At 55.0% G+C, this 17,289-nt stretch carries 10 protein-coding genes; 8 read left to right on the plus strand and 2 right to left on the minus strand.

Annotated elements, in window-relative coordinates:
- Positions 1 to 55: 55 nt before the first annotated feature.
- The gene (locus tag G8S19_RS14135; protein WP_253686640.1) at positions 56 to 3,385 is read left to right on the plus strand and encodes a diguanylate cyclase; all 3,330 of its coding nucleotides are present in this window, start codon (positions 56 to 58) and stop codon (positions 3,383 to 3,385) included.
- On the opposite strand, the gene alkA is transcribed toward G8S19_RS14135, so the two are convergent.
- Positions 3,353 to 4,222 (minus strand): DNA-3-methyladenine glycosylase 2, encoded by an 870-nt coding sequence (gene alkA / locus G8S19_RS14140; RefSeq protein WP_115602256.1) that lies wholly within the window; start codon positions 4,220 to 4,222, stop codon positions 3,353 to 3,355. The two genes, G8S19_RS14135 and alkA, sit on opposite strands and share 33 nt — an antisense overlap.
- Positions 4,223 to 4,358: 136 nt before the next feature.
- On the opposite strand from alkA, the gene yegD reads away from it, so the two are divergent.
- Positions 4,359 to 5,711 carry a molecular chaperone gene (yegD, locus tag G8S19_RS14145; protein WP_124021610.1) on the plus strand — a complete coding sequence of 451 codons (1,353 nt, stop codon included), beginning with the start codon at positions 4,359 to 4,361 and terminating at the stop codon, positions 5,709 to 5,711.
- A gap of 99 nt (positions 5,712 to 5,810) precedes the next feature.
- On the opposite strand, the gene G8S19_RS14150 is transcribed toward yegD, so the two are convergent.
- Entirely contained in the window at positions 5,811 to 5,870 is a 60-nt protein-coding gene (locus G8S19_RS14150) for a type I toxin-antitoxin system Ibs family toxin (RefSeq protein ID WP_101741518.1), read from the minus strand.
- 278 nt (positions 5,871 to 6,148) lie between these two features.
- On the opposite strand from G8S19_RS14150, the gene G8S19_RS14155 reads away from it, so the two are divergent.
- The 6 genes from G8S19_RS14155 to baeR are packed head-to-tail and all read left to right on the plus strand — an operon-like array spanning position 6,149 to position 17,130.
- Positions 6,149 to 7,396 carry an MdtA/MuxA family multidrug efflux RND transporter periplasmic adaptor subunit gene (locus G8S19_RS14155; protein ID WP_124021609.1) on the plus strand — a complete coding sequence of 416 codons (1,248 nt, stop codon included), beginning with the start codon at positions 6,149 to 6,151 and terminating at the stop codon, positions 7,394 to 7,396.
- Positions 7,396 to 10,518 carry an MdtB/MuxB family multidrug efflux RND transporter permease subunit gene (locus tag G8S19_RS14160; protein ID WP_124021608.1) on the plus strand — a complete coding sequence of 1,041 codons (3,123 nt, stop codon included), beginning with the start codon at positions 7,396 to 7,398 and terminating at the stop codon, positions 10,516 to 10,518. The genes G8S19_RS14155 and G8S19_RS14160 overlap by 1 nt, the downstream gene beginning before the upstream one ends.
- Entirely contained in the window at positions 10,519 to 13,599 is a 3,081-nt protein-coding gene (gene mdtC / locus G8S19_RS14165) for a multidrug efflux RND transporter permease subunit MdtC (protein WP_199969250.1), read from the plus strand.
- The gene (locus tag G8S19_RS14170) at positions 13,596 to 15,008 is read left to right on the plus strand and encodes an MFS transporter (RefSeq protein ID WP_124021606.1); all 1,413 of its coding nucleotides are present in this window, start codon (positions 13,596 to 13,598) and stop codon (positions 15,006 to 15,008) included. The genes mdtC and G8S19_RS14170 overlap by 4 nt, the downstream gene beginning before the upstream one ends.
- Positions 15,008 to 16,411: a two-component system sensor histidine kinase BaeS gene (gene baeS, locus G8S19_RS14175; protein WP_124021605.1), complete on the plus strand. Its 1,404-nt coding sequence runs from the start codon at positions 15,008 to 15,010 to the stop codon at positions 16,409 to 16,411. The genes G8S19_RS14170 and baeS overlap by 1 nt, the downstream gene beginning before the upstream one ends.
- Positions 16,408 to 17,130 (plus strand): two-component system response regulator BaeR, encoded by a 723-nt coding sequence (baeR, locus tag G8S19_RS14180; RefSeq protein ID WP_008785214.1) that lies wholly within the window; start codon positions 16,408 to 16,410, stop codon positions 17,128 to 17,130. The genes baeS and baeR overlap by 4 nt, the downstream gene beginning before the upstream one ends.
- Positions 17,131 to 17,289: the final 159 nt, after the last annotated feature.

Below are 17,289 nucleotides of genomic sequence, written 5' to 3' on the forward strand. Positions count from 1 at the left end.
CGTGATGCGGCCGGTAACTCTGCTGGCCGACATCGGCTATTTGGGTAAAGTGGTAATGAGTAAACAATTCCAACATGTTTTAGTTACCCTACCCCATCCTCTGCTGCGCCTGGCCAGTTTAGGTCTGGTAGCATTTATCTTTACGCTATTTTCGCTGGAGCTGTCGCGCTTCGGTACCCAACTGGCACCGCTTTGGTTTCCAACCTCAATCATGATGGTGGCGTTTTACCGCCATGCAGGAAAAATGTGGCCCGGGATAGCGCTGGCTTGCTCATTCGGCAGCATCGGCGCGTCTTTGCTGTTTTTTCCTGGAGGTTCGCTTAACTATACTTATACGACCATCAATATTATTGAAGCGGTCGCCGGCGCGATGTTATTGCGCAAACTGCTCCCATGGTATAACCCTTTACAGAATCTGAATGACTGGGCGCGTTTGGCCTTGGGTAGCGCCGTCATCCCTCCGCTGTTAGGTGGTGTGCTGATGTGGCTACTGCTCCCGGAGGGAACCTCGTTAAATACGTTTCTCATTTGGGTGCTTTCCGAATCCATCGGCGCGCTGGCGCTGGTGCCATTAGGTCTGTTATTCAAGCCTCATTATCTGCTGCGCCACCGCGATCCACGTTTACTGCTTGAGACCCTCATCACGCTGCTCGTCACCTTAACGTTCAGTTGGCTCTCCATGATGTACGTGCCGTGGCCGTTTACCTGCGTCATTGTGTTGCTGATGTGGAGCGCCGTCCGTTTGCCGCGTATGGAAGCATTTTTAATTTTCCTCAGCACCGTCCTGATGGTCTCTCTGATGCTGGCGGCCAACCCATCGCTGCTCTACACCCCGAAAGCGAATGTGATGACAAGTATTCCGTGGCTGCCGTTTTTGATGATTCTGTTGCCAGCCAACATGATGACTATGGTGATGTACGCATTTCGGGCCGAGCGAAAACACATCTCGGAAAGCGAATCGCGTTTTCGTAATGCTATGGAATATTCCGCGATTGGCATGGCGCTGGTCGGTACCGAAGGGCAGTGGTTACAGGCAAACAAGGCGTTGTGCCAGTTTCTTGGCTACAGCCAGGAAGAGCTGAGAGCGCTGACCTTCCAGCAGCTCACCTGGCCGGAAGATCTGAATAACGACCTCGAACAACTCGGCATGTTGGTCCGTGGTGAAATCAACAGTTACTCCATGGAAAAGCGCTATTACACGCGCGCGGGCGACGTTGTCTGGGCATTGCTGGCCGTTTCGCTGGTACGCCACAGCGACAACACCCCGCTCTACTTTATTGCACAGGTTGAAGACATAAACGACCTGAAGCACACCGAGTGGATGAATAAGCGGCTGATGGAACGCATTACCCTCGCCAACGAAGCGGGCGGTATCGGTATCTGGGAGTGGGAACTACAACCCGACGTGATCAGTTGGGATAAGCGCATGTTCGATCTCTATGAAGTCCCGCTACATATCAAACCCAGTTGGCAAGTCTGGTACGAGTGCGTCGTACCGGAAGATCGCGAGCATGCTGAAAATGTGATTCGCGACTCTCTGGCCGCACGAATTCCCTTTAAGCTCGAATTTCGTATTGCAGTACGTGACGGCGTACGCCATATCCGCTCGTTGGCTAACCGGGTACTGAATAAAGACGGAGAAGTTGAACGCTTACTCGGTATCAATTTGGATATGACCGAAGTGAAGCAGCTTAACGAAGCGCTGTACCAGGAAAAAGAGCGCCTGCACATCACGCTGGACTCAATCGGCGAAGCGGTGATTTGCATTGATGTCGACATGAACGTGACCTTCATGAACCCGGTTGCCGAGAAGATGAGCGGCTGGCAGCAGGGCGACGCGATAGGTATTCCGTTACTGACAGTGCTGCGAATTACCTTTGGCGATAACGGCCCATTGATGGAAAACATCTACAGTGCCGATATGTCGCGTACTGCCATAGAGCAGGAGGTGGTTCTGCATTGCCGTAACGGCAGCAGTTACGACATTCAGTACAGCATTACGCCACTCAGTACCCTTGACGGTGGTAGCATTGGCTCCGTACTGGTCATTCAGGATGTCACCGAGTCGCGTAAGATGTTACGCCAACTGAGCTACAGCGCGTCGCATGATGACCTCACCCATCTTGCTAACCGGGTCAGCTTCGAGAACCATCTGAAACAATTGCTACAAGCCGTACACAATACGCATCAGCGCCATGTTCTGGTCTTTATCGATCTGGATAGGTTTAAAGCCGTGAACGATAGCGCGGGCCATGCTGCAGGCGATGCCCTGCTGCGCGAACTGGCTTCTCTGATGCTCAGCATGCTGCGTACCAGCGATGTACTGGCTCGTCTCGGTGGCGATGAATTCGGCCTGTTGCTGCCGGATTGCAACATCGAAAGCGCTCGCTTTATCTCAGGCCGTATTATCAGCGCCATCAACGAGTATCAGTTCAGGTGGGAAGGCCGTCTGCACCGCATAGGCGCCAGTGCGGGTATTACGCTGATCGATGAGAAAAATCATGTCGCGACTGAGGTCATGTCTCAGGCAGATATCGCCTGTTATGCCGCCAAAAATAGTGGGCGTGGCCGGGTCTGCGTGTATGAACCCCAGCAAAGTAAGACGCACGCCTCACGGGAACTGCTGTCGTTTGATGAACAGAAGCACATTATTGCGCACAACCCGATGCTCATGATCGCCCGGGGAGTGGCCTCTCCACGCATTCCTGAGACATTCAGCTTCTGGCTACTCTCACTGCGCCTGGGAACAGAGGACGGTGATGTTATCGAAGAGCATATTTTCCGTACCGGACTCGTTGACCCCACGCTTAATCATGCGCTTGACCGCCGGGTTTTTAACGAATTTTTCCAGCATGCAGCGACGGCGATTGCCAGTAAGGGGCTCAGTATTGCCCTGCCCCTTTCTGCCGCCGGACTGTTGAGTACCGAACTTGTGGATGAACTTCTGGCGCAGTTGCAGCATAGTCCGCTACCACCACGCTTATTACACCTGACCATTCCAGCCGGAGTGATGAAATCGCATCCAGCTCAGAGCCTATCGGCCATTCAGCGACTTCGTCACGCGGGTTGTCGGATTATTTTAAGCCAGGTCGGACGCGACTTAGAGATTGTTGAAAACCTGAAGTTTCACACCGTCGATTACCTGTTACTCGACAGCGAGATCAGCGCCAGTGTTCACGGCAACCTGATGGATGAAATGTGGGTTTCTATTATCCAGGGTCATGCACAGCGACTGGATATCAAAACGATCGCCGGCCCTGTGCAAATGCCGCTTATTATGGACGCACTTTCTGGTATCGGTATTGATATGATCTACGGCGACATCATTGCTGATGCTCAGCCGTTGGATCTGCTACTCAATACCAGCAACTTCGCTATCAACTGACGGCTGCCACCCTTCCGTATACCAGATATGTAATAACGCATAGGAGCGCCACGGCTTCCAGCGCTCGGCATAGCGCCGGATCTGGGCTGGTGTCATGCCCGGAAAGCGTTGTTTGATCAAATAATCGTCAGGAAGAAAAACATCTTTCGCCTGCCAACCGCGTAGCGCGAAATAATTGGCAGTCCAGCGCCCTATACCGGGAAACGTTTGTAAGTGCTTTACGCCTTGCTCAATATCAACTGGTGCAACCGATGCAAGCCTTCCGGTAAGCATTGCTCGTGCCAGATGAATGAGCGCTTCGGCGCGTTTGAGCGGCATCCCTAAGGCTTTCAGATGCAAAGGCTCAGCTGCAGCCAGCGCTTGTGGTGTGGGAAAACAAACATACTCAGGCGCGTCATCAAGCCGGTCACCGTAGGCGCGTACAACTTTCGCGGTCAGTTTTGCCGCCATTGCAACGCTAACTAACTGGCCTAATATCGCCCTCACACCTTGTTCAAAGGCATCGACAGAGCCAGGCAGCCGCAGTCCAGGACGCGCTGCGCCCAGGCTGCCCAGCGCGTTAGCAATATGCTGTGGGCAACAGCGAAGATCGAACAACCGCTCAATTTTGGCGAGGCATTCTGGCGCAACGGGCTGTAACCCCGGACTTAGCCTGACCTGCAGCTGGTGTGTCTTCAGGTCAGGCACTACGCTCACCAGTCCACGATATTCACCGATAACCAGGCTTCTGGTGTAATACAGCTCCCCGACGGTTTCGACGCCATCCACCGCACGGGCGGCAAGAAACCCTAGCATCCAGGACCAGTCATAAGGCGGCTGCCAGCTCAGTGTTAACATTCAGGTGTCCTTTTTAGTTAAACCTACAGCATAAACAGTATTCAATCGATACGCCTTGCTTTCATATTCCAGTTGTCGGGGCGGCGACATTTCGCTAAAGTCACGCCCCTTCTTCACTGGCATGGGGATTTCTACGGTGTTTATTGGTTTTGACTACGGTACGGCAAACTGTTCAGTAGCCGTAATGCGTGACGGGCAGCCACACTTGCTCAAAATGGAAAACAACAGCACGTTACTGCCCTCAATGCTTTGTGCGCCTACGCGCGAAGCGGTGAGCGAATGGTTGTATCGCCATCATGATGTCCCCACGACGGATGCCGAAACACAGGCGCTACTGAGTCGTGCAATGCGCTATAACCGCGATGAAGACATCGATGTTAGCGCCAATAGCGTGCAGTTTGGTCTGGCGTCACTGGCGCAATACATTGACGACCCGGAAGAGGTGTACTTTGTTAAATCGCCAAAATCATTCCTGGGTGCTAGCGGTCTGAAGCCGCAGCAGGTTGCGCTGTTTGAGGATCTGGTCTGCGCGATGATGCTGCATATTCGCAATCAGGCGCAAAACCAGCTGCCGGAAGCGATCACCCAGGCCGTTATCGGTCGCCCGATCAACTTCCAGGGGTTAGGCGGTGATGACGCCAACGCCCAGGCGCAGGGTATTCTTGAACGTGCGGCCAAACGCGCCGGTTTTCAGGATGTCGTCTTCCAGTACGAGCCGGTAGCCGCGGGTCTGGATTTTGAAGCAACCTTGCAGGAAGAAAAACGCGTACTGGTGGTGGACATCGGCGGTGGCACCACTGACTGTTCGCTACTGCTGATGGGGCCGCAATGGCATCAGCGCGCCGATCGCGAAAACAGCCTGCTGGGACACAGTGGCTGCCGCGTGGGCGGTAACGATCTGGATATTGCGTTAGCCTTTAAACATCTGATGCCACTGCTGGGCATGGGCGGCGAAACGGAAAAAGGCATCGCATTGCCGATTTTACCCTGGTGGAATGCGGTCGCGATCAACGATGTTCCCGCGCAAAGTGATTTCTACAGTACCGCCAATGGACGTTTACTCAACGATCTTGTCCGCGACGCGAAAGAAGCCGATAAAGTAGCCTTGCTGCTCAAAGTCTGGCGCGAGCGTCTGAGCTATCGCCTGGTGCGCAGCGCAGAAGAGAGCAAGATCGCGCTTTCCGACCAGACTATTGTAACGGCGGCGATACCGTTTATCAGCGACATGCTGGCAACCGATATTAGCCAACATGGACTGGAAGCCGCGCTCAATCAGCCCCTGGCGCGCATTCTGGAGCAGGTCCAACTGGCGCTGGACAACGCGCAGGAAAAACCGGACGTGATTTATCTGACCGGCGGCAGCGCGCGTTCACCGCTGATTAAAAAAGCCCTCGCCCAGCAGCTTCCGGGGATCCCTATCGCGGGTGGCGATGACTTCGGTTCTGTCACCGCCGGTCTGGCCCGCTGGGCTGACGTTGTTTTCCGCTAAGCCGCTCGCAAGCTGAAAGGTGTGCGTATTGACATCACCGTTGCTGTGGCTTATTTTCAGGAGTGAGGGTTAGGGAGGGTTTCCCCTCCCCCTGGTGTCTTAGTAAGCCGCGAAGCTAATGACTAAGAGTATCACCAGTATGATGACGTACTTCATCATAACCCTTTCCTTATTTTGGCCCCTTCCTCGGGAGGGGCTTTCCCGTTCCAGCGTCCCGCTGAAATCTCTGGCTTACCTCCTTTTGCCTTAAACGCACTCTAGCGCACTATTTCTTCTTCGCCGTTTTCAGCGCTTAATGTTGCGTCACGCCTCGCAAAGCCGCGTCAGCATTCAGACGAATCCAGACAGTGTTTCATAATTCCTCCATTTTTCTCCCTTGTTCGCTGGCTAAACTAGTATCATTCCGCGAATCGTTTCAGGATGAGAAACTCATAACAATGAAAGGCAGTAAGAAATCCCGCTGGGTGATAGCAATCGTGATCGTCGTGGCCGCCGTCGCCGCCATCTGGTTCTGGCAAAGCCGTAGCGCTTCCCAGGAAACCGCACCGGGCGCGACCAAACCAGCGCAGCACACGCCTGGGTCGGCACGCCGTGGAATGCGCTCCGGACCGTTGGCTCCCGTGCAGGCTGCCACCGCCACCGAGGAAGCCGTTCCACGTTACCTGACAGGGCTGGGTACCATTACTGCCGCCAATACCGCCACGGTACGCAGTCGCGTGGACGGTCAGCTCATTGCCTTACACTTTGAGGAAGGACAACAGGTAAAAGCCGGCGACCTGCTGGCAGAGATAGATCCCAGTCAGTTCAAAGTCGCACTGGCGCAGGCGCAGGGGCAACTGGCAAAAGATAAAGCCACGCTGGCCAATGCCCGTCGCGACCTCGCCCGCTATCAGCAGTTGGTTAAAACCAATCTGGTCTCTCGTCAGGAACTGGATGCGCAACAGGCGCTGGTCAATGAGACGTTAGGCACAATCAAAGCGGATGAAGCCAGCGTCGCCAGCGCTCAGTTGCAGCTCGACTGGAGTCGGATAACCGCACCTGTCGATGGTCGTGTCGGCCTGAAGCTGGTCGATGTCGGTAACCAAATTTCCAGCGGCGATACCACCGGGATCGTCGTCATTACGCAAACTCATCCCATCGACCTGATATTTACTTTGCCTGAAAACGACATTGCTACCGTGTTGCAGGCACAAAAATCGGGGAGCCAGCTGAAGGTCGAAGCCTGGGACCGAACCAATTCACAAAAACTGAGTGAAGGCGTCCTGCTCAGTCTCGACAATCAGATTGATGCCACTACAGGAACCATCAAAGTTAAAGCCCGTTTTAACAATCAGGATGATGCGTTATTCCCTAACCAGTTCGTCAACGCCCGCATGCTGGTCGACACGCAGCAAAATGCCGTTGTGATCCCAACAGCAGCCCTGCAGATGGGCAACGAAGGCCACTTTGTCTGGGTACTGAATAGCGACAACAAAGTGAGCAAGCATCTGGTTAAACCGGGTATTCAGGACAGCCAAAAAGTGGTGATCGCCGCAGGGTTGTCCGCTGGCGATCGGGTCGTGACTGACGGTATTGACCGTCTGACGGAAGGCGCAAAAGTCGAAGTCGTTGAGGCGCACGACGCCTCTGTTTCCGATGAGAAAACAGCGCCACGCGGATACGGCAAAAAAGGAGCCAACTCCTGATGCAGGTGTTACCTCCGGACAACACAGGCGGGCCATCGCGCCTGTTCATTCTGCGCCCCGTAGCCACTACGCTGCTGATGGTCGCGATTTTGCTTGCCGGTATTATCGGTTATCGCTTCCTGCCAATCGCCGCCTTACCTGAAGTGGATTACCCCACGATTCAGGTCGTTACGCTCTACCCCGGCGCCAGCCCGGACGTCATGACCTCGGCGGTAACCGCGCCGCTTGAACGTCAGTTTGGCCAGATGTCTGGCTTAAAACAGATGTCATCACAAAGCTCCGGTGGCGCATCGGTCGTCACGTTGCAGTTTCAACTGACGCTCCCGCTGGATGTTGCCGAGCAGGAAGTTCAGGCCGCGATTAACGCCGCCACCAATTTATTACCCAGCGATCTACCTAACCCTCCGGTCTACAGCAAGGTAAACCCGGCAGATCCGCCGATCATGACGCTGGCGGTCACTTCCAGCGCCATGCCGATGACGCAGGTGGAAGATATGGTCGAAACCCGCGTCGCGCAGAAAATCTCTCAGGTATCCGGCGTGGGTCTGGTAACACTTTCCGGTGGGCAACGTCCGGCGGTCCGCGTGAAACTTAACGCTCAGGCCATTGCCGCACTGGGTCTGACCAGCGAAACCATCCGTACGGCCATTACCGGTGCCAACGTCAATTCAGCAAAAGGGAGTCTTGATGGCCCAACGCGCGCCGTTACCCTTTCAGCTAACGACCAGATGCAGTCCGCAGATGAATATCGTCAGCTCATTATTGCCTATAAAAACGGTGCGCCGGTTCGTCTGGGCGATGTCGCTACCGTCGAACAAGGAGCAGAAAACAGCTGGCTGGGTGCATGGGCAAATAAGCAACAAGCTATAGTGATGAATGTGCAGCGCCAGCCTGGGGCGAACATTATCTCCACGGCAGACAGTATCCGCCAGATGCTGCCACAACTCACCGAAAGCCTGCCCAAATCGGTTAAGGTCAGCGTACTTTCCGATCGTACCACCAATATTCGTGCCTCTGTTGCAGACACCCAGTTCGAGTTGATGCTGGCGATAGCGCTGGTGGTGATGATTATCTACCTGTTTCTGCGCAATGTTCCGGCGACGATTATTCCTGCAGTCGCCGTACCGTTGTCGTTAATCGGCACCTTCGCGGTGATGGTATTTCTTGATTTCTCCATCAACAATCTGACCTTAATGGCGCTAACCATCGCGACAGGCTTTGTTGTGGATGACGCTATCGTGGTTATCGAGAATATTTCACGCTATATCGAAAAAGGCGAAAAACCGCTGACTGCTGCCCTGAAGGGCGCGGGCGAGATTGGTTTTACCATCATCTCCCTGACGTTTTCATTGATTGCGGTATTGATCCCACTGCTATTCATGGGCGATATCGTCGGGCGCTTGTTCCGTGAATTCGCCGTTACGCTGGCGGTGGCGATTCTGATTTCCGCCGTTGTCTCGCTCACTCTTACGCCGATGATGTGCGCGCGTATGCTGAATCAGGCCTCATTGCGTAAGCAGAATCGCTTCTCCCGCGCCTCAGAGCGAATGTTTGATCGCGTCATAGCCGGGTACGGTCATTGGCTGGCAAAAGTACTTAACCACCCGTGGCTGACGCTGAGCGTAGCGCTCGGCACGCTGGCATTGAGCGTCATGCTATGGGTTTTCATCCCCAAAGGTTTCTTCCCAATCCAGGACAACAGTATTATCCAGGGTACGCTACAGGTGCCGCAGTCCAGCTCATTCGCCAGCATGGCCGAGCGCCAGCGTCAGGTTTCAGATGTCATCCTTAAAGATCCGGCGGTAGAGAGCCTGACCGCTTTTGTCGGTGTGGATGGTACTAATACGGCATTGAACAGCGCGCGTTTGCAAATCAACCTTAAACCGCTGGACGAACGTGACGATCGGGTGCAGAAAGTGATTGCGCGCTTACAGGACGCGGTTGACAGGGTTCCCGGAGTTGACCTTTATCTTCAGCCCACTCAGGATCTGACGATTGATACTCAGGTCAGCCGGACGCAATATCAGTTCACGCTGCAAGCGACATCCCTTGATGCCCTCAGCACCTGGGTTCCACAGCTGTTAGCAAAACTACAGCAGCTACCGCAACTGTCCGATGTCAGCAGCGACTGGCAGGACAAAGGGCTGGTAGCGTATGTGAACGTCAATCGCGACAGCGCCAGCCGTTTGGGCATCAGCATGGCGGATGTCGACAACGCCCTGTACAACGCCTTCGGTCAGCGGCTGATTTCAACCATCTACACCCAGGCCAACCAGTATCGCGTGGTGTTAGAACATGACACCAACAATACGCTGGGGCTTGCGGCACTGGATACAATACGTCTGACCAGTAGCGACGGTGGCATAGTACCGCTCAGCGCGATCGCCAGTATTGAACAGCGTTTTGCCCCGCTGTCGATTAACCACCTCGATCAGTTCCCGGTCACCACCATCTCGTTCAACGTGCCAGACGAACATTCGCTGGGTGATGCGGTACAGGCGATTCTGGATGCTGAAAAAACGCTTAACCTGCCTGCTAACATTACCACTCAGTTCCAGGGCAGTACGCTGGCCTTCCAGGCTGCCCTGGGCAATACCATCTGGTTGATTGTGGCGGCGGTTGTGGCGATGTATATCGTCCTCGGCGTGCTGTATGAGAGCTTTATTCACCCAATTACTATTCTCTCCACGCTGCCGACGGCGGGCGTCGGGGCACTGCTGGCGTTAATGATTGCCGGCAGCGAACTGGACGTCATCGCGATTATTGGCATTATTTTGCTCATCGGTATCGTCAAGAAAAACGCCATCATGATGATCGACTTTGCCCTTGCCGCTGAGCGCGAACAAGGCATGGCACCGTGCGATGCTATTTTCCAGGCCTGTCTGCTGCGTTTCCGCCCAATTCTGATGACTACGCTGGCGGCACTGCTCGGCGCGTTGCCGCTGATGTTAAGTACCGGCGTGGGCGCAGAGTTACGCCGTCCATTAGGCATTGGCATGGTCGGTGGACTGCTGGTGAGTCAGGTATTAACCCTGTTTACCACCCCGGTAATTTATCTGCTGTTTGACCGTCTGTCGCTGTATGTGAAAAGCCGCTTCCCGCGTCAGGAAGAGGAAGCGTAAATGAAATTTTTCGCGCTTTTCATTCATCGGCCGGTGGCGACCATTCTCATTTCGGTGGCTATCACCCTGTGCGGTATTCTGGGCTTTCGTCTGCTGCCGGTCGCTCCGCTGCCGCAGGTGGATTTTCCGGTGATAATGGTCAGCGCATCATTACCCGGTGCCTCCCCTGAAACGATGGCGTCTTCGGTCGCAACTCCGCTGGAGCGATCGCTGGGCCGCATCGCGGGCGTAAACGAAATGACTTCGAGTAGTTCGCTTGGCAGTACGCGTATTATTCTCGAATTCAAATTCGACCGTGACATCAATGGCGCGGCGCGGGACGTTCAGGCCGCGATTAACGCCGCGCAAAGCCTGCTGCCCAGCGGGATGCCGAGCCGACCAACGTATCGCAAAGCTAACCCTTCAGATGCGCCAATCATGATCCTGACGCTGACGTCGGACACTTACTCGCAGGGTGAACTGTACGATTTCGCATCAACACAACTGGCGCAGACCATCGCGCAAATCGACGGTGTGGGCGACGTGGACGTTGGAGGCAGTTCTCTGCCTGCCGTGCGGGTAGGACTCAACCCGCAGGCGCTGTTTAACCAGGGCGTGTCGCTGGACGACGTGCGTAGCGCGATCGACAACGCTAACGTGCGTAAGCCGCAGGGCGCTATCGAGAATGATACCCATCGCTGGCAGGTACAAACTAACGATGAACTGAAAACCGCAGCTGAGTACCAACCGATTATCATTCACTACAACAACGGCGCAGCGGTACGGCTGGGTGACGTTGCATCGGTGAGCGACTCGGTGCAGGACGTACGCAATGCCGGGATGACCAACGCCAAACCGGCCATTCTGTTGATGATCCGCAAGCTGCCGGAAGCCAATATTATTCAGACGGTAGACAGCATTCGCGCCAAATTACCTGAGTTACAAACGCTGGTCCCGGCCGCCATCGACCTGCAAATCGCCCAGGACCGTTCACCGACCATTCGCGCTTCACTAGAGGAAGTCGAACAGACGCTGATTATCTCCGTGGCGCTGGTTATCCTGGTGGTCTTTGTTTTCCTGCGCTCCGGGCGCGCGACCTTAATCCCCGCAGTAGCGGTTCCGGTCTCGCTGATTGGTACCTTTGCCGCCATGTATCTGTGCGGATTCAGCCTGAATAACCTGTCGTTGATGGCGTTAACCATTGCGACGGGATTTGTCGTCGATGATGCCATTGTGGTACTGGAAAATATTGCCCGCCACCTGGAAGCGGGAATGAAGCCACTCCAGGCGGCATTACAGGGTACGCGCGAAGTGGGATTCACGGTGCTCTCCATGAGCCTGTCGCTGGTGGCGGTTTTCCTGCCTCTGCTGTTAATGGGGGGATTGCCTGGGCGCCTGTTGCGCGAATTTGCCGTCACGCTGTCGGTTGCCATCGGCATTTCACTGCTGGTATCGCTGACGTTGACGCCGATGATGTGCGGCTGGATGCTCAAATCCAGCACGCCACGCGAACAATCGCGTAAGCGGGGATTTGGCCGTGTATTGGTGGCATTACAACAAAGCTACGCCACCTCGCTGAAGTGGGTGCTACGCCACACGCGCATGGTGGGCGTGGTGCTACTCGCAACCATTGCCCTGAACGTCTGGCTCTATATTTCAATCCCCAAAACCTTCTTCCCGGAGCAGGATACCGGCGTACTCATGGGCGGGATCCAGGCCGACCAGAGCATCTCTTTCCAGGCGATGCGCGGCAAACTGCAGGACTTTATGAAGATCATCCGCGACGATCCTGCGGTGAATAACGTTACCGGGTTTACCGGCGGATCACGCGTCAACAGCGGAATGATGTTTATCACCCTGAAGCCACGTGGCGAACGTCACGAAACGGCGCAACAGGTGATCGACCGCCTGCGTGTCGCGCTTGCCAAAGAACCCGGCGCAAACCTGTTTCTGATGGCGGTGCAGGATATTCGCGTCGGTGGTCGTCAGGCTAATGCCAGCTACCAATACACTCTGTTATCAGATGACCTCGCAGCACTACGCGAGTGGGAACCGAAAATCCGTAAGGCGCTTGCCGCCCTGCCCCAACTGGCTGACGTCAACTCCGATCAGCAGGACAATGGCGCGGAGATGAATCTTATCTACGATCGCGACACCATGTCTCGTCTGGGGATCGACGTCGCAGCCGCCAACAGCCTGCTGAATAACGCCTTTGGTCAGCGAGAAATTTCAACCATCTATCAGCCGATGAACCAGTACAAAGTGGTGATGGAGGTCGACAGGCGTTACACCCAGGACATTAGCGCGCTGGACAAAATGTTCGTCATCAACAATGACGGTAAGGCGATCCCGTTATCGTACTTTGCCAAATGGCAACCGGCGAATGCGCCGCTATCGGTAAACCATCAGGGATTATCTGCCGCCTCAACCGTGTCGTTTAACCTGCCGACGGGTTCTTCTTTATCTGAGGCGACAGAGGCCATCAACCGAACCATGACCCAGCTCGGCGTTCCCTCCACGGTTCGCGGCAGCTTTGCCGGTACGGCGCAGGTATTTCAGGACACCATGAACTCACAGGTGATCCTGATCATCGCCGCTATTGCCACGGTCTACATCGTGCTGGGCATGCTGTATGAAAGCTATGTTCACCCGCTGACCATTCTCTCCACGCTACCTTCAGCGGGCGTTGGGGCTTTGCTGGCGCTGGAGCTGTTCAATGCCCCGTTCAGCCTAATCGCCCTGATAGGGATCATGCTATTAATTGGCATTGTGAAGAAAAACGCCATCATGATGGTCGATTTTGCGCTGGAAGCGCAGAGAAATGGCAATTTGCAGCCGGAAGAAGCGATTTTCCAGGCCTGCCTGCTGCGTTTTCGCCCAATAATGATGACCACGCTGGCGGCCCTGTTTGGTGCGCTGCCGCTGGTGTTATCCGCAGGGGATGGCTCCGAACTGCGCCAGCCACTGGGGATAACCATTGTTGGCGGCCTGGTCGTGAGCCAACTCCTGACGCTGTACACCACGCCCGTGGTCTATCTCTTTTTCGACCGTCTGCGTCTGCGTTTTTCGCGTAAAAACAGCAAACCGGTAGCAGAGTTATGACAGAACTTCCCGACAGCACCCGCTGGCAACTTTGGATTGTGGCATTTGGCTTTTTTATGCAGTCGCTGGATACCACCATCGTCAACACCGCGCTTCCCTCGATGGCCAAAAGCCTCGGGGAAAGCCCACTGCATATGCACATGGTCATTGTGTCGTATGTGCTTACCGTTGCCGTAATGCTCCCCGCCAGCGGCTGGCTGGCTGATAAAATCGGTGTGCGCAATATATTCTTCACCGCTATCATTCTGTTTACGCTGGGATCGCTTTTTTGCGCCTGGTCCGGAACGCTGAATGAACTGGTGATGGCTCGCGTGTTACAAGGTGTAGGCGGCGCGATGATGGTGCCGGTCGGCAGGTTGACGGTGATGAAAATCGTCCCACGCGAGCAATACATGGCGGCAATGACATTCGTCACCTTGCCCGGTCAGATTGGTCCACTTCTGGGCCCGGCATTAGGCGGTATTCTGGTTGAGTACGCCTCCTGGCACTGGATCTTTTTGATTAACATTCCGGTAGGCATTGTCGGGGCAATAGCGACGTTAATGCTGATGCCCAACTACACCATGCAAACCCGACGCTTCGATCTCTCCGGATTCGCGATGCTGGCGGTCGGTATGGCGGTGCTGACGCTGGCGCTCGATGGCAGCAAAGGAACCGGCCTCTCCAGTCTCACGCTGGCGGCGCTGGTTACCTGCGGGGTGTTGGCTATTGCGCTGTATCTGAAACACGCCCATCGAAATCCCCGCGCGCTGTTCAGTCTGAATTTGTTTCGCACACCGACCTTCTCACTAGGTCTTTTTGGTAGTTTTGCCGGTCGCATCGGCAGCGGTATGCTGCCGTTTATGACGCCGGTGTTTTTACAGATTGGCCTCGGTTTTTCACCGTTTCATGCCGGGCTGATGATGATCCCGATGGTACTGGGCAGTATGGGCATGAAGCGTATTGTGGTGCAGGTCGTTAACCGCTTTGGCTACCGTCGCGTACTGGTCGCGACGACGCTTGGCCTGTCGCTGGTCAGTTTGCTGTTGATGACCACCGCGCTGCTCGGCTGGTATTACGCCCTGCCCTTCGTGCTGTTCTTACAGGGTATGGTCAACTCAACGCGCTTTTCATCCATGAATACCCTGACGTTAAAAGATCTGCCTGACGATCTCGCCAGCAGCGGCAACAGCCTGCTGTCGATGATCATGCAACTGTCGATGAGTATCGGGGTAACCATCGCCGGTCTGTTGTTAGGCATGTTCGGGCAGCAACATATCGCCATCGACAGCGCGTCTACGCATACCGTCTTTATGTATACCTGGCTGTGCATTGCGTTCCTTATCGCACTGCCCGCCATCATTTTTGCCCGCGTGCCGGACGACACGCAGACCAACGCGGTGATTTCACGGCGCAAAAGGAGTACCTGATGAAGTTCTGGCGGCCCGGTATCACCGGCAAACTGTTTCTGGCGATTTTCGCCACCTGCATTGTGTTGCTGATCAGCATGCACTGGGCCGTACGCATAAGCTTCGAACGCGGTTTTATCGACTATATTAAGCACGGTAACGAACAGCGGCTGCAAATGTTGAGTGATGCGCTCGGCGAACAGTATGAACAACATGGCAACTGGCGATTTTTGCGCAATAACGATCGGTTTGTTTTTCAGATCCTACGTTCTTTTGAACACGACAACGACGATGATAAACCGGGTCCAGGTATGCCGCCGCACGGCTGGCGTACACAGTTTTGGGTTGTCGATCAAAATGCCCACGTACTGGTCGGCCCGCGGGCTCCGATCCCCCGCGACGGTATGCGCCATCCCATCCGCGTCAACGGTAGCGAAGTGGGTGCTGTGATTGCCTCTCCGGTGGAGCGCTTAACGCGTAATACCGATATCAATTTCGACATGCAGCAAAGACGTTCCAGCTGGCTTATCGTTGCGCTCTCCACGATCCTGGCGGCGCTGGCAACGTTTACGCTGGCGCGTAGCCTGCTGGCCCCGGTCAAACGGCTGGTGGAAGGCACGCACAAACTTGCGGCTGGTGATTTCACCACTCGCGTTGCGCCGACCAGTACGGATGAGCTGGGTAAACTGGCGCTGGACTTTAACCAGCTCGCCAGTACGCTGGAAAAAAACCAGCAGATGCGCCGTGACTTTATGGCCGATATTTCTCATGAACTGCGCACGCCGCTGGCAGTTTTGCGCGGCGAACTCGAAGCCATCCAGGATGGTGTACGTCAGTTCACGCCGGATTCGGTAGCCTCACTGCAGGCCGAAGTCGGTACGCTCACCAAACTGGTAGACGATCTCCATCAGCTTTCTATGTCTGATGAAGGTGCGCTGGCCTATCAGAAAACCTCGCTGGACCTGATCCCTCTGCTGGAAGTGGCCAGCGGCGCGTTTCGTGAACGTTTTGCCAGCCGTGGACTGACGATCCAACTTTCACTCCCGGACAGCATGACAGTCTTTGGCGACAGGGATCGCCTGCTGCAACTGTTTAACAACCTACTGGAAAACAGCCTGCGCTACACCGACAGCGGTGGCGGTCTGCATATCAGCGCCGAACAGCGCGAGCGGATGGTGTTATTAACCTTCGCCGATTCCGCCCCCGGCGTTAGCGACGAACAGCTACAGAAACTGTTTGAACGTTTTTACCGCACCGAAGGGTCCCGTAACCGGGCCAGCGGAGGGTCCGGGCTGGGGCTGGCAATTTGCGTCAACATCGTCCAGGCGCATAATGGTCTGATCCGCGCCGCCCATTCGCCTTTTGGCGGGGTTAGCATTACAGTAGAATTACCGCTGGAACGCGATTTACAGAGAGATGTATGACTGAGTTACCCATTGATGAAAACACGCCGCGTATTCTGATCGTGGAAGACGAACCCAAGCTGGGGCAACTGCTAATCGACTACCTGCGTGCGGCAAGCTATGCCCCTACGCTCATCAATCACGGTGATCTGGTGTTGCCTTACGTACGCCAGACGCCGCCCGATCTGATCTTGTTAGATCTGATGTTGCCAGGTACCGACGGTCTGACTCTGTGTCGGGAGATTCGTCGTTTCTCGGAAGTCCCCATCATGATGGTGACCGCCAAAATCGAAGAGATTGACCGCCTGCTGGGGCTGGAGATCGGCGCCGATGACTACATTTGTAAACCGTACAGCCCGCGGGAAGTCGTCGCGCGAGTGAAAACGATCCTGCGCCGTTGCAAGCCACAGCGCGAACTGCAACAAATGGATGCAGACAGCCCGCTGATTGTCGATGAAGGTCGTTTTCAGGCGTCCTGGCGTGGGAAAATGCTCGACTTAACACCCGCCGAATTCCGCTTACTCAAAACGCTGTCGCATGAACCGGGAAAAGTATTCTCTCGCGAACAGTTGCTTAATCATCTCTACGACGATTACCGCGTGGTTACTGACCGCACTATCGACAGCCATATCAAGAACCTGCGCCGTAAACTGGAATCGCTGGATACAGAGCAGTCGTTTATCCGCGCGGTCTATGGCGTAGGATATCGCTGGGAAGCCGATGCCTGCCGGATTGCTTAATCTGCCAGAAGTCAAAAAGGCCGGGTAAGGCGAAACGCCCACCCGGCACAATAACTTTACCTACCCGTCACGCAGCGATACAATGCCCGCCCTTAATATGGGGGCACTCCCCCAACCGCTTCATTCAGTGAAGCGAGTCTGACCTGTCATCAGAACGAG

It is taken from the genome of Citrobacter sp. SX206 (genome assembly GCF_024181025.1).
Lineage (GTDB): Bacteria > Pseudomonadota > Gammaproteobacteria > Enterobacterales > Enterobacteriaceae > Citrobacter > Citrobacter youngae.